Annotated in this window: 9 protein-coding genes and 1 pseudogene; 6 read left to right on the top strand and 4 right to left on the bottom strand. The window is 69.4% G+C overall.

Annotated features, from left to right (window positions below; translation table 11 throughout):
- The first annotated feature begins 225 nt into the window (after positions 1-225).
- The 5 genes from ACLLJJ_RS42615 (at position 226) to ACLLJJ_RS42595 (ending at position 6775) form a co-directional block, all read left to right on the top strand.
- A complete protein-coding gene (locus tag ACLLJJ_RS42615; protein ID WP_434600180.1) occupies positions 226-1191 on the top strand; it encodes a DUF6192 family protein in 966 nt (321 codons plus the stop codon).
- Entirely contained in the window at positions 1188-1688 is a 501-nt protein-coding gene (locus ACLLJJ_RS42610) for a hypothetical protein (RefSeq protein WP_434600179.1), read from the top strand. Before ACLLJJ_RS42615 ends, ACLLJJ_RS42610 begins: the two co-directional genes overlap by 4 nt.
- Positions 1689-1717: 29 nt before the next feature.
- A complete protein-coding gene (locus ACLLJJ_RS42605; protein ID WP_434587088.1) occupies positions 1718-2221 on the top strand; it encodes a hypothetical protein in 504 nt (167 codons plus the stop codon).
- Between the two features lie 391 nt (positions 2222-2612).
- Positions 2613-3881 carry an IS256 family transposase gene (locus tag ACLLJJ_RS42600; RefSeq protein WP_434600248.1) on the top strand — a complete coding sequence of 423 codons (1269 nt, stop codon included), beginning with the start codon at positions 2613-2615 and terminating at the stop codon, positions 3879-3881.
- Between the two features lie 554 nt (positions 3882-4435).
- Complete coding sequence (locus ACLLJJ_RS42595) at positions 4436-6775, top strand: Helicase associated domain protein (RefSeq protein WP_434587090.1); 2340 nt, start codon at positions 4436-4438, stop codon at positions 6773-6775.
- Between the two features lie 53 nt (positions 6776-6828).
- On the opposite strand, the gene ACLLJJ_RS42590 is transcribed toward ACLLJJ_RS42595, so the two are convergent.
- From ACLLJJ_RS42590 to ACLLJJ_RS42580, 3 genes are all read right to left on the bottom strand, one after another.
- Positions 6829-8049 (bottom strand): hypothetical protein, encoded by a 1221-nt coding sequence (locus ACLLJJ_RS42590; RefSeq protein ID WP_434587092.1) that lies wholly within the window; start codon positions 8047-8049, stop codon positions 6829-6831.
- Between the two features lie 100 nt (positions 8050-8149).
- The gene (locus tag ACLLJJ_RS42585; protein ID WP_434587094.1) at positions 8150-8965 is read right to left on the bottom strand and encodes an AAA family ATPase; all 816 of its coding nucleotides are present in this window, start codon (positions 8963-8965) and stop codon (positions 8150-8152) included.
- Positions 8962-10524: a Mu transposase C-terminal domain-containing protein gene (locus ACLLJJ_RS42580; protein ID WP_434600249.1), complete on the bottom strand. Its 1563-nt coding sequence runs from the start codon at positions 10522-10524 to the stop codon at positions 8962-8964. The genes ACLLJJ_RS42585 and ACLLJJ_RS42580 overlap by 4 nt, the downstream gene beginning before the upstream one ends.
- Before the next feature lie 322 nt (positions 10525-10846).
- Between ACLLJJ_RS42580 and ACLLJJ_RS42575 the strand changes: the two are divergent.
- Positions 10847-13447: pseudogene (locus ACLLJJ_RS42575) on the top strand (Helicase associated domain protein); the annotation flags it as partial.
- A gap of 88 nt (positions 13448-13535) precedes the next feature.
- On the opposite strand, the gene ACLLJJ_RS42570 reads toward ACLLJJ_RS42575, so the two are convergent.
- Complete coding sequence (locus ACLLJJ_RS42570; protein WP_434600178.1) at positions 13536-13664, bottom strand: hypothetical protein; 129 nt, start codon at positions 13662-13664, stop codon at positions 13536-13538.
- Positions 13665-13767: the final 103 nt, after the last annotated feature.

The following is a 13767-nucleotide window of genomic DNA, read 5'->3' as shown; positions in this document are numbered from 1 at the left end:
CAATCGCGGCCCTTTCCGCCCTGTGGTGTGCCCACCGAGCAGCGCGGGTCCGGAGACCCGTGGATCGGCCAGTGCCTCGCGGTGCACCGGTCGGGTAGCCGCGCCGCGCATCACTCCGGCAAAACAATTTGGACATTTGCCTCATTTGGTCGACACTTGAGGGGGAGAGGGGCCCTTGGCGGCTGACCTTTCGGGCCGGTGCGCCACCAAGCCGTGGGAGGCGCTGTGGCCAAGACGAAGATCGCCAATCCGTTCCCGAAAAAGTTCACCGCCCGGCAGTGGACCCGCTACATCAAGCAGGGGCGCGAGATGGTCGAGGAGGAGTCCTCGATCCATTTCCGGCTGGGAGACCTGACACTGAAGATGGTCGAATCCCGCCCTCCCGGGGGCGTGGGCCACGGAGTCTTCCAGGTACTCGACCGGTTCGCCGATGAGATCGGCATCAATGTCAACACCTTGCTGGGGTACAGGCACGTCTCCCACGCCTGGCCGCCCGACAAGCGGGCCCCCGGCGTTTCGTGGTCGATCCACCACGCCCTGGACGCGCTGCCGGACCGGTTCGACATCATTCATCAGCCGCCGGCGGGCAAGGACCGCTGGACGGAGGACCTGGCTCTGAGCCGGGCCGGACGGCTGCCCCACCGGCCGCTGACGAAGGCGGAAAAGCTGGACCGGGTCAGGACCCTGATGCGGGAGGACGAGAACGCGAGCGACGCGGTCGAGGAGATGATCCGGCGCCCCGACGTCGCTCAGAAGATCATGTCCAGCCCGTCGAATCAGCGCATCCTCTACCGGGCGCACCACGAACAGCGCCAGCAGGCAGCAGCCGCCCGGTTCGCCGCCGCGCACGAGGAACCGGATGACGTCGGCGCTGATGAGCTGGAGGAGACGGAGCCGGCCGAGGCCACACGGCAGGTGCGCCGCCGCGAGCCGGCGGTCGACTACCAGCGCGCCTCCAGTGAGGTCCTGGAGCTGATCGGTAGCGGGACGACGTTTCTGGTCGACCTGCAGCGGATGATCCCCGACCTGCATGTGGCCGAGTTCACCGAACGCGAGGTGCGGGCGGTCCTCGACAACCACCGGCGGATCCGGGCCGCGCTCGATTGGTGCGACTCCGCACTGTCGACCGGCGACAAGAACATGGACGACGAGCTGGCCCGCATCCTCGCCGAAGGGGATGACGAGTCATGACACGTACAGCCACCACCGCCGCACGGGCGGCACCGGTGCCCACCCAGCACCTCGCCGAACTGGCCTGGAACCTGTTCGACGAAGCCGGCGACGACATCCTGCTCCCTCGCGAGCACATCACCGAACGCATCCACGCCACCGACGGGCAGTTCGAACGCGCCAAGGGCTACATCCGCGACCACCTGACGATGGAGAAGGGGAAGGCGTTCCTCGCTTACCGCGGCGGCTACCTGATCACCACCGACCCCGCGAAGATCGCCGAGAACTCCGCCCTGCGGATGCGGCGCATCAACACCGAGCTGCGCCGGGTGCTGTCCGGGGCCATCAACCCGCTCGGCGAACAGGTCGCCGACTACGAGGTGCTGGCCATGTTCCAGGACGAGATCGCCCACATGACCCGCACCTACGACCGGATGAGCAAGGCCACCGCGACCATGCCCAAACCTGTCCGGACGACCAAGCCCAAGCGGCGCCGGCGCGCGCCTGCCCGCAGCTGACACGGCCACGACAGGCCGGTGCAGCCGTCATGGTCCGCGTATCCGCACGGCGCCCGTCCAGCGCACGCACTCTCTACCGTGCGCTGGACGAGCTCGGCGCCGCCCCCACCCCCGACCCTCGACTGCGGCCAGACGGTCCCCGCCGCGCCGACACCGCCCTGCTGCTCGGGGTGCTGCTCGCCAAGACCGAACTCGATGCCGCCGTACGCGCAGACCCGGCCCAGGAACCCCCACGCGGCCTGACCGACCTGCTCACCGGCTACCGCTCCACCATCACCTCAACAGCCGACGAGACACGGCTGCGGCTGCTCAGCATGCGTCTGGTCCGCAGCGCCGTCGAAGCCACCCTCGACCACGACTCCAGCGACTTGGCCCATGCCGCAGGCGACGCCGCCCTGGCCGCCGCAGGGCTCATCGATGCCGAACGCCTACGACGCACCGGAGCCAACCGGGCAGCAGTCAACGCCTCTCTCAAAGCGGCCACCCTCTCGTTGCACGCCGCAGAGGAAAACCTCACCACCGCAGCAACTTGAGTCCAGCCCCGACACCACCGTCAACCACACCCGGCCGCCCAGCCCCGGCCTCCTCCCCCAGAGCACTCCCCCGGCGAGCAGGGAACAGTTCCGGCTCCGGGCGCAGCATCGCGATGATGGCCTCGCTGACGGGCCATGGGGCGGGAAGTCGCGCTGAAGCCCGCACCGCGGGCAGTGGAGCCCATCTCCGACAGTGGGCGCCGCAGTTCGCAGGGGCAGCTCCCAGGCCCTTGCCTGTCAGGTTCCGCAGGGGGAGTGTCATGAATCAGGTGTGGGTCTCCCCGAAGGAGTGAGCCTGATGAGTACGACGACTGATCACCTGATCGAGGGCGTCGACGGCGTGTCACTTGCCGAGGTCGGCGATGGCGCTCAGGGTGCCGACGTGAAGTCGATGCCGGTATCGCACAACGGTCTGTCCAGCGAGCTGCTGGAGGAGCTGGCCGCGCTCGCGGCCGAGAAGGTCCGCGGCGGGGGACTGCGGCTGATGGGCGAGGGCGGCCTGTTGCCGGAGCTGGCCCAGCACCTGATGCAGTCCGCTCTGGAAGCCGAGATGGACGAGCATCTGGCCGTGGAGGCCGGCCGGGTCGGTGGACGCGGGTCGCGCTCGGGTGGCAACACCCGTAACGGGTACCGGGCCAAGAAGGTGATGACGGAGGTCGGTGCTGTCACGGTGCAGGTCCCCAGAGACCGGCTGGGTACCTTCCAGCCCCGGATGCTGCCCAAGTACGCCCGCCGCACCGGCGCGTTGGACGACCTGGTGCTCTCGCTGACCGCGAAGGGACTGACCTCCGGTGAAATCGTCTCCCATCTCGCCCAGACGTACGGGATGACGACGACAAAGGAGACCATCTCCACGATCACCGACAAGGCCCTGGAATCGATGGCAGAGTGGCGCACGAGGCCGCTGGACTCGGTCTACCCGGTCATCTTCATCGACGCCGTGCACGTGAAGATCCGGGACGGCTCTGTCGCCAACCGGCCCATCTACGTGGCCGTCGCGGTCACCGCCGACGGCTATCGCGAGATCCTCGGGCTGTGGGCCGGGGACGGCGGCGAGGGCGCCAAATACTGGCAGACGGTGCTGACCGAGATCAAGAACAGAGGCGTCCGTGACGTGCTGATGCTGGTCTGCGACGGGCTCAGCGCCCTGCCTGACGCAGTGAACGCAGTCTGGCCCCAGACCGTGGTCCAGACCTGCGTGGTGCACCTCCTGCGTGCCAGCCTGCGTTATGCCTCGCGCCGCGACTGGGCCGAAGTCGCCCGCGACCTCAAGCCCGTCTACACCGCCGTCAACGAGGACGAGGCCCGGACACGGCTGACGGACTTCGACGACAAGTGGGGCAAGCGCTACCCCTCGATCGCCGGGACCTGGGAGCGGGCCTGGAGCGAGTTCGTGCCCTTCCTCGGCCTTCCCGACGCCATCCGGCAGGTCGTCTACACCACCAACGCGATCGAGTCCCTCAACGCCCGCTACCGGCGCGCGGCCCAGGCCTGCGGACACTTCCCCAACGAGACCGCCGCCCTCAAGCGCCTCTACCTCGCCACCCTCGCCCTGGACCCCACCGGCCGCGGCCGCCAGCGCTGGAACAACCGCTGGAAGTCGGCGTTGAACGAGTTCGACGTCCTCTTCGACGGCCGCCTCACCGCCGGACGGGTGTAGACCGAACAGCCCACCGAAAAACCTGTAGGCCAAACAGACGAACCACACCTGAATCCTGATAGACCCTCCGCAGGGTCTCCCGGTCCTGGTGGTGCCGCCGTTCTCCGCGAGCCTGTGCTTGCGCATATCGCAGAGTGCACCGGTGTTCGAGGTGGTGCGGACGGTCTTTCGCTCGGAGGGTGTCGGCTGCGCCGGGTTGCCCGGTAGGTCGGGTGCGGTGAGGCGATCCGCTGGATCTGGTCGGCGGCCAGCCGCCTACAGCACCTTCGAGCGCGTAACACATCGCTGCACTGAAGAACCGGCGCGACCGGTTGAGCGAGCAGCAGTTGAGGGCGCTCGCCGAATTCGGGTATGAGTGGGCGCGAGCCGCTTGATCGAGAGTGTGTGCTTCCCGCCGGATTCTGCTGCCGCCCGCCGAACGGGTGGAAAGCCACGATCCGCGCATCCGGTCCATGGGGCCCTGGAGAGGGTGGTGCGGGCCGGCGGGGGCTCGTCGTGAGGGATGCCCGCGGGCGGTAACGACCATGTTCGGTGAGGAGTGGCGGGAGTTGTTGGTGACGGAGAGGTCAACGCTGCGGGCGCATCAGGTCGAGGCGGTGGACGCGGTGGTGTGCGCCCTGGGGAACGTCCCTTCCGGGGGCGTGGGGCTGCGGGCGACGATCGTCTCGGCGTGCGGGACGGGCAAGACCTTGATGGGTGCGCACACCGCCTTGCGGGTGGCGCGCACCGGTCGGGTGCTGGTGCTGGTGCCGACGCTGGATCTGCTGGTCCAGACGGTGGCCGCTTGGCGGGAGGCGGGGCGTGCCGGTGCGGTGGTGGCGGTCTGCTCGCTGCGGGCGGATGCGGAGCTGGATGCGGCCGGGGTGCGCTGCACGACCGATGCTCGGCGGCTGCTGGCGTGGGCCGGCGGGAGGGGGCGGGTGACGGTGTTCGCCACGTACGCGTCGCTGCCGGTCCTCGCCGAGGCTCATGCCGGGGGGCTGGGGCGGTGGGATCTGATGGTCGTCGATGAGGCGCACCGGACGTCGGGTCCGTGGGGCAAGCCGTGGGCGGCGGTCCATGACGATGCCGTGCTGCCGGCGGATCGCCGGTTGTACCTGACGGCGACGCCGAGGGTGACTGAACCTTGGGCTGCCGACGGAGATGGCAGGGCGGAAGACGAGCCGGCGCTGGTGGCCTCGATGGACGATGAGACGGTCTTCGGCCCGGTGGTGTACCGGTTGTCGCTGGCCGAGGCCATAGCCCGCGGGCTGCTGGCCCGCTACCAGATCGTCGTGCTGGAGATCCGCGACCAGGCCATGGCGACGGGGACGCCGGACGAGGAGGGTTCGCAGACGGCGGTGGCTGCGGCGCGGCTGGAGGCGTTGCAGGCGGCCGTGCTCAAGGCAGCGGCCACCCATCAGCTCGACCGTGTGATGACGTTCCATCACCGCGTCGCGGACGCAAGTGCCTTCGCCGAGGCGGTGCCGGATGCCTGCGGGCACCTGTGGACTGCGGATCCGGCGGTCTACCCGCGGCGGGTGTGGTCCGGCTGGCTGCACGGCGGCCATGGGATGGCCCACCGGCGCGAGGTGCTGGCGCAGTTCGCCCGCGGGTGGGACGCGGACGGGGTGGTGGTGGAGCGCTGTGTGCTCTCCAGCGCCCGGGTGCTGGCCGAGGGGGTGGACATCCCGGAGGTGGACGCGGTGGTTTTCAGCGATCCGCGGGAGTCGATCGTCGACACTGTCCAGACGGTCGGACGCGCGCTGCGGCAGGGCCCGCGCGGGGACAAGGTCGCCTCGCTGCTGGTGCCGGTTTTCCTGGCCCCCGACGAGCGCGCTGAGGACTGGCTCGGCTCCGGTTCGTATCTGCCGCTAATCAGGGTGCTGGCCGCGCTGGCCGCCCACGACACCGACGTGGTGGACCGGCTCGCCGCCTGGCCCGGTGGAGAGCGGACTGGGGCGGCCGGGCGGGAGGGGCCGCTGCTGTTCGCCACCGACCGGGATCCCGCCGACATAGCGGAGTTCGTCCGTTTGCGGGTGATCAACGTCGAGCGCGGCGGATGGCTTCGCGGCTGGACGGCCGCCCGCCGCTTCCACGCGGCCCGCGGCCACCTGAACGTCCCCTTCCACACCAAGGACGGCCGCTTCCCGCTGGGGCAGTGGATCGCCGAGCAGCGCAAGGCCAACAAGACCGGCCGCCTGGCCGTGGCGCGCATCGCCGCGCTGGAACGTCTCGGCATGGTGTGGAGCCACCCCGACCACGCGTTCAACACCGGGCTGTCGGCGGCCCGCGCCTACCACGCGGCCCATGGCCACCTCGCGGCCGAGCGGGACGCGGCCGTGGACGGCTACCCCGTCGGGGAGTGGCTGGCCAACCGGCGTCGGGAGGCACGGCTTGCCGCCGGCGTACGAGGGGCGCTGAGCGATGGGCGCAAGGCGGCGCTGGCCGGCGTGGACCCGTACTGGTGCCCTCAGTGGCCGCTCGTGTGGCAGCGTTGCTACGTCCTGCTGCAGCGGCACGTGGCCGCGGGAGGATCAGGGGATGTCACGTCCGGTCACGTGATGGCCGGGGAGGACATCGGCGCCTGGCTGGGCCGCCAGCGTGTCGGCTGGGACATCCTCCACGCGCAGCAGAGGCGGCTGCTGGCCGAACTCGGCGTCACACCTGCTGACCGCGGTGCCCAGGGCGTGGCGCGCGTCACCCACGACGGCAAGTTCACAACCAACCTCGCCGCGGCGAGGGCTTACGCCCAGCGCGAGGGGCACCTGAACGTCCCCCGCACACATGTGGAAGCCGTCGACGGCGTGGAGATCAAGCTCGGGATCTGGATCTCCAACCTCCGCTCCCGCAGAGCGAAACTGCCACCGGAGCGAATCGAGGCCCTCAACCAGCTCGGCATGCGGTGGAGCTGAGGAAGCGAAGGCACGGAAGTGTGATCATCCGGAGTTCAGGGACATGGTCAGGGTTATCGCGTGGTGAGCTGAGAGCTGCTCGGGGCGGCCGTGCCGGGCTGCCGCGTTCTTGGTGAACTTGCGCTGATCGCCCGTGGTTTCCCGTCCGGCTGGTTCGCGGCGCGGGTACGCCGTGGTCGGGGCCGCAGGGTCAGTGGCTGTTCACGGGGTTCGCCGTCCATGCCTGCCTCTTGCAGCTCGCGGTAGAACCGTTCAAGGCCTCTGGCGGTGTTTCGCCGCTTGTCGGCACGGGGCTGGGGCGGTGGGCGCAGTCTGGCGTTCTCGGCGAGCTGAAGCAGATGGGTGTGCTCCTGCGGCTGGGTGAGCAAGGCCCTGCCGGGGGTGGGCGCGAGCTTGGCGAAGCGGGCGGCGGCCCGGAGGAAGACGGTCGCCCATGCGGGCACCGGGTGGGTGGCGCAGCCGTCGACCTGCCCGAGGGGATCGTGCAGCGCCAGGGCGCAGGCGCCCTCACCCTCGCGGAAGTCCTGGAGATGGGCAGTGTCGAGTTGCTGTCCGGCGGCGCCGGTGAAGACGGCAACGGCCAGGGCGGCAGCAAGACGAGGGTGCGCGGTGACGGCGTGGATCCGGCGGGCGACTTCCACGATGGTCTGGGGCGTTCGTGGCCGGGGTCTGTGCCGGTACTTCCAGTCGATCACGGGCGGGATGCAGCCGATGCAGTGATCGGAACCCTCCGATGACTCCAGACGGTCCAGGGTGGGCAGCGTGATCCAGCGCACCGCGGTACGCCCAGCCGGCAGGGGAGGCGGAAGCCGGCCGCCGTCTGCGGCGGTCCCGTAGAAGTCGTCGGCTGCGACGACGCTGTGCGCCACGGGCTCGAGGGCCTTGTGCAGCGCGGCCGGCAGCCGGGGACGGTGGCACACCAGGACCAGGTGCAGGCCCGTGAGGTCGCGCAGGTCGATCAGACGCTGGAGGCGGCGGGGCGTCAGCAGGTGGGCGCGCAGGACCGTCAGACGGGTGACGGGCCAGGCGGTAATCCAGGCCGTCACCGCTTCCCACACGGGCGCGGTACTCGCGGGGAAGCCGGGGAACAGCGGCGGTTTCCCGAGGGCTGCCAGGAGGTCGTGGGCGAAGTACAGGTCACCGGTCGTGCCCGGGGCGGGATGGACCGTGACATGGCCGGCGGCCGGGTGGTGCGCGGCGAGGGCCGCGCGGGTGCACGCCGCCTCGTCGTGGGGGTCGAGGACAACGGTGACGGCGGGTGAATCGTGGCTCATGGGTGCTTTCATTCTGGCGTTGCGCGCGGTTCCCGGCACAGGTCGGCAGGACCTGGGAAGGCTCGTACCGCGGTCGGGGCAGTGCGTGCGGCGCGGCGTTTCAGGGCTGGTTGTGCCGGCCCAGTTTGCTGAACACCCAGCGCAGGAGGTTGCGGTCGACCTCGAGGTCGGGGTTGTTCTCCAGGGCCCGCTTCACGTGGTAGGTGATCTTCGCCCAGGTACGGAAGACGCCATGGGCGGCGACGTCGTCTGCGTACAGAAGGTCGTCCGGATCCACTGCCTGCCACACCGGGTGGTAGGCGGGGATGGTCGTCAGGACCTCCACGCGGGTCAGAGGCGTGAACTCCTGCCAGATGTGGACCCTGGAAGCGAGCATGTCCTTGCGGCTGAGGACCTGGTAGGTGTTGCCGCCGCCGACGAACACCACCGCGATGTCGGTGTAGAGGTCGTCGAACAGGTGCCGGAAATACTCGAACGACTCCTCCCGCAGCCACTGGGCCTCATCACAGACCAGCACCCGGAACTCCTCAGCGAGAACGTCCTTGAGCAGTGTGTCGAACGCGGTGGGCTGCCGGGGCGGCGAACCGGGCAGGCCGAGCACGTTGAACAAGTTGCGGCGGATGTCCAGCACCGTGGGGCGGCCGCGGAACTCGATACGGCGCGTAGCGCGCGGGGCGAGCTCCCGCAAAGAGGCGTTGACCGACATCGTCTTGCCCAGCCCCGCCGGCCCGTACAGGCACATCATGCCCCGGGCGTCGATGACCTCACCGAGGTTGGCCAGCGTTTCCTTCATCGCTGCCGTGCCCATCACGTTCGCGTCCGGCAGCGACAGGTAATGGTCCTTGCGGGGCGGCGGCAGCGGTCCGCGGCGCGGACGGGAAACGGCAGCGGCAGCGGGACCTGGTATGGCGTTCATCGCAGCGCCCCCGCGCTTTCCTCGTGCCGTTCGTCGTCCCGGGCTGGCGGGCCTGGTGCCTGCGTACGGTCCGGCACGGCGTCTTCGGCCGGCTGTGTCCAGGAAGCCGGCATGCCGGCAGGCGGTGGCAGGTAACCGGGGAGCGCGGCCTGGCCGAGGTCTGTCGCGCCGAGGGCGCGCAGGCCGGCTTCGGCTTCGACGTCGGTCACCGTGCCCAGCACCTCGGGAGGCGTGCCGCGGGTCGCCGCGGCGAACCGGGTCGTGCGGTCCTTCTCGGCGGCGCGCAGCAGCCGCTTGAGGCGGTCGGCCTCCCGCGCCCGGGCACGCCCCAGCTCGCGGATCTGCTGCGGGCTGGCCCGGTTCGACAGGTACGCCGTCCCCAAGTGGCGCCAGGTAGCCGCGTCATACACCTCGATCTCGTGGTCATGGTGGGGCATGTAACGCAGACGGACCCTTGCCGTGGCGTGCCCGGTCATCCACGCGGCGACGTAGTGCCGGTTACGCCAGCGCACACCCCGCCCCGACAGGGTGCGTACCCTGCCGTCGTCCTCAAGGGTGAACATGTGCAAAGCTCCGGGCTCAGCATCCTCGACCGGGGTCAGGTCGTCCTCCCACGCACGGGCCGGAGTACGTGAATCGAGCGTGCGCAGCCAGTGTTCGTTGTTCCACCAGCTCACCCACTGGCCCAGCAGCGCTATGAACGCTTCCAGCGGCAGCAGGGGCTGCGCGGGGTCGGCGGTCTTGCCGCCGGGCAGGCGCGGGGCGGCGGTATAGCCAGGAAGCTGGGCGAAGAACATCTGCTTCACGGCCTTGTTCAACGCCTCCACGGTGCCCTTCAAATGCGGGCTGTAGGCGGGGAGATCGACCACCGGCACCGCGAACGCCCCCAGCGCCTCCCCCACCGCCCGGGAGAGGAAGTCCTTGCCGCGGTCCACCCTCACCGCCCCCGGCAGGCCACCGAACGGACCGTGTTCCCCCTCACGCGATATCGCGTCCCGCAGCGCGAGAAGGATGCTCTCCCGGCTGGGGACCTGCGCGGTGACCGCGAACCCGCAGATGACCCGCGTAGCGCAGTCCACGAACCAGGTCACCCACGGCCGGCCCGGCCGGCCGTCGATATCGACGTCCACCTTCACCTGGACGTGATCGGTCTCCCACACCTCGTTGCGGTGCCCCACCGGGCGTTGAAGGAACACATCATGGGCCCGGCGTGCCAGCTCCCCACCCCGCATCCCCGCCCACTGCCCCGGCGAGACATCCCGGGCCAATGCCCGGTACAACGTCGCAAGCGACGGCGCCACCACACCACCCGTGACCTGCGCGGCCACCAGCTCCCGGTGCAACGCGGCCGCGTTCCCCCGATGAAAAGCAAGCTGCTTCAACACCTCCGGCGTGACCGTGAACCGCTCCCGCCCGGCCGGACCGAAACGCCCCTCCTCCCGGGCAGCGGCAAGCCACCGGCGCACCGTCCGCTCCGACACCCCCAACGTCTGGGCCACCATCCGCACATGGCCCGGCGACAACTCACCCCGGCCCTCCAACGCCAGCAACCGCCGCACCGCCACCGGCCGCAACCCACCAGCAACCGCCACCCCAGCCCCGACCGACCCCACCCAGCACTCCCCCATGTCCAACGGGGGGACCGCACCACCCCGAACAGAAAACGATCAAGAAAGACCCTACCCTCTTGGAGCCCCCACCCCCCTGACCAGGTAATCCTCACCCCCTGGCCAACCAATCCTCACTGCCTGTCCCACACCAGCGCCCGGCCATCACCACTCAACACCCCAAAAAGAAAACCAAATCGTCCCGGCCCACAGCACCCAAGGCCGGACACCGAACCGAGAACCACCCCGGACACCGAAGCGAAGACTCCCAGCGGGATTCCCTGCACGGTCATCAGTGCCCCCGCAGGGTGCCCGGGGCACCATCGTGTCAGCGACCGGCTCGGGCAAGACGATCACGGCCGCCGCGTGCGCACTGGAGTCGTTCGCGGACGGCCGGATCCTCGTGACTGTGCCGACCCTGGACCTGCTCGCGCAGACCGCTCAGGCGTGGCGGGCGGTGGGTCACCGGGCGCCGATGGTCGCGGTGTGCTCGCTGGAGAACGACGCGGTTCTGAACGAACTCGGGGTGCGCACCACCACCAACCCGATCCAGCTCGCCCTGTGGGCCGGGCACGGGCCGGTCATCGTGTTCGCCACGTACGCATCGCTCGTGGACCGCGAGGACATCGACGCACCCGTGGGCCAGCGGAAGGTTCGGGGGCCGCTGGAGGCCGCTCTGGCGGGCGGAGAGCGGCTCTACGGGCAGCGCATGGACGGCTTCGACCTCGCGATCGTGGATGAGGCACACGGCACCGCCGGTGATCTCGGGCGCCCCTGGGCAGCGATCCACGACAACGTCCGTATCCCGGCGGACTTCCGCCTCTACCTGACCGCGACCCCGCGCATGCTGGCCTCGCCCCGGCCGCAGAAGGGCAAGGACGGCCAGGAGCTCGAACTGGCCTCAATGGGGCAGGACTCGGAAACCTACGGGCCATGGCTGGCCGAGCTCGGACTTTCGGAGGCGATCGAGCGTGAGATCCTCGCCGGATTTGAGATCGACGTGCTGGAGATCCGCGATCCTTCGCCGGTCCTGGGCGAGTCTGAAGAGGCGCAGCGCGGGCGGCGCCTGGCCCTCTTGCAGACCGCACTTTTGGAGCACACCGCCGCGAACAATCTCCGTACAGTCATGACGTTCCACCAGAAGGTCGAAGAGGCCGCCGCGTTCGCGGACAAACTGCCCGAGACCGCAGCAGCGCTGTACGCCAACGACGCGTCCGACGCCGACCTGGCCGCCGCCGACAAGCTCCCCGCGTCGTCGATCGACGCGGAGTTCTATGAGCTGGAGGCCGGCCGCCACGTACCGCCGGACCGGGTCTGGTCGGCGTGGCTGTGCGGGGAACACCTCGTATCCGAACGGCGTGAGGCGCTACGGCAGTTCGCCAACGGCATCGACGCCAGCAACCGGCGCGTACACCGCGCGTTCCTCGCATCCGTACGCGTCCTCGGCGAAGGCGTCGACATCACCGGCGAACGCGGCGTCGAAGCCATCTGCTTCGCCGACACCCGCGGCTCCCAGGTGGAAATCGTCCAGAACATCGGCCGGGCACTCCGGCTCAACAAGGACGGCTCCACCAAGGTCGCGCGGATCATCGTGCCGGTCTTCTTGGAGCCCGGCGAGGACCCGGACGACATGGTTGCCTCCGCCAGCTTCCGCCCTCTTGTAGCAGTCCTCCAGGGCCTGCGCTCGCACGATGAGCGCCTGGTCGAGCAGCTCGCTTCCCGCGCGCTCACCAGCGGCAAGCGCAACGTTCACATCCGGCGCGACGAGGACGGGCAGATCGTCGGGACTGGCGGTGAGGGTGACGGCGAGGACCAGGAGCAGCACGACACCAACGCCGCCGCCGAGTCTGCACTGCTCAACTTCTCCACCCCGCGCGACCCGGCCACGATCGCGGCGTTCCTGCGCACCCGGGTCTACCGGCCCGAGTCCCTGGTGTGGCTGGAGGGCTACCAGGCCCTCATCCGCTGGAGGGCCGAGAACCAGATCACCGAAGTGCACGCCGTGCCCTACGACACCGAGACCGAAGTCGGCGTCACCAAGGATTTCCCGCTCGGACGATGGGTCCACCAGCAGAGGAAAGCGCTGCGGGCCGGAGAGCTGGAAGAACGGCGCAAGACCCTCCTGGACTCCCCGGAAGCCGGGATGCTCTGGGAACCCGGCGAGGAAGCCTGGGAGAACAAACTCGCCGCGCTCCGGTCCTACCGGCGGGCCACGGGGCACCTTGCACCGCGTCAGGACGCTGTATGGGGCGAAGGCGAGGCGATGCTGCCCATCGGGCAGCATCTGGCGAACCTGCGCCGCAAAGGCGGCCTCGGAAAGGACGCGGAGCGAGCGGAGGAGCGCACGAAGCAGCTGGCCGCCATCGACCCCGACTGGAACTGCCCCTGGCCACTCGACTGGCAACGCCATCACCGCGTCCTCGCCGACCTGGTCGACGCCGATGGCATCCTGCCGGCCATCGAACCCGGGGTGCTGTTCGACGGTGACGACCTGGGCAAGTGGCTTCACCGACAGCAGCAGCCGGGTACTTGGGCGCAGCTGTCGAGCGAGCAGCAGGAACGGCTGACCACGCTGGGCGTGCAGCCGGGCGGGGCTCCGTCTCCCGTCCCCGCGGTCACCCGCCCGGCGAAGGGCTCGGGCAAGGCGCAGCAGGCGTTCCAACGGGGTCTGGCAGCCCTCACTCAATGGGTCGAGCGGGAAGGCGCTGGCCAGCCTGTCCCCCGTGGGCACGGGGAAGCGATCGCGGTCAACGGCGAGACGGAACCAGTGATCGTGAAACTGGGCGTATGGATCTCCAACACCCGGGCGAGGCGAGACAAACTGGCCCCGGAGCAGCTGGATGCGCTGCGAGAGCTGGGCATGCAGTGGGCGTAGGCATCTACACGAATGGAAGAGAAGGTTCACCGTTGTCCGGTGAACCTTCTCTTCGGGATAGGTGTGTGGACGGACTCCGTCCGCACACCTACTTCTTCTTGGGGGTCTCGTTGACCGTGGTCTTGGGGTGGCGCTTGACGGTGGACTGCTTGACGAACTTGCCGGTGATCGCGCTGCGTCCGCGGCCAGCGCTGGAGGTGGATGTCTTCTTGGGCATGGTGGGTTGATTCCTTTCGAGTTAACCTGACCGTCTCGACTTCGAGACGGTACGTCGAGATTAGATCACCGATGTCGTGATAGTCAAACAGTGTTTCGGAAGT

Source organism: Streptomyces sp. A5-4 (assembly GCF_051131715.1).
Classification (GTDB): domain Bacteria; phylum Actinomycetota; class Actinomycetes; order Streptomycetales; family Streptomycetaceae; genus Streptomyces.
The sequence above is the reverse complement of the archived record's forward strand: the minus strand, read 5'-3'. Positions and strand labels throughout refer to the sequence as shown.

Excerpts from the sequence above, each read along its gene's own strand:
- ACLLJJ_RS42610 (WP_434600179.1), top strand. The coding sequence starts at position 1,188 with ATGACACGTACAGCCACCACCGCCGCACGGGCGGCACCGGTGCCCACC.
- ACLLJJ_RS42585 (WP_434587094.1), bottom strand. The coding sequence starts at position 8,965 with ATGAACGCCATACCAGGTCCCGCTGCCGCTGCCGTTTCCCGTCCGCGC.
- ACLLJJ_RS42600 (WP_434600248.1), top strand. The coding sequence starts at position 2,613 with ATGCCGGTATCGCACAACGGTCTGTCCAGCGAGCTGCTGGAGGAGCTG.
- ACLLJJ_RS42570 (WP_434600178.1), bottom strand. The coding sequence starts at position 13,664 with ATGCCCAAGAAGACATCCACCTCCAGCGCTGGCCGCGGACGCAGCGCG.
- ACLLJJ_RS42590 (WP_434587092.1), bottom strand. The coding sequence starts at position 8,049 with ATGAGCCACGATTCACCCGCCGTCACCGTTGTCCTCGACCCCCACGAC.
- ACLLJJ_RS42605 (WP_434587088.1), top strand. The coding sequence starts at position 1,718 with ATGGTCCGCGTATCCGCACGGCGCCCGTCCAGCGCACGCACTCTCTAC.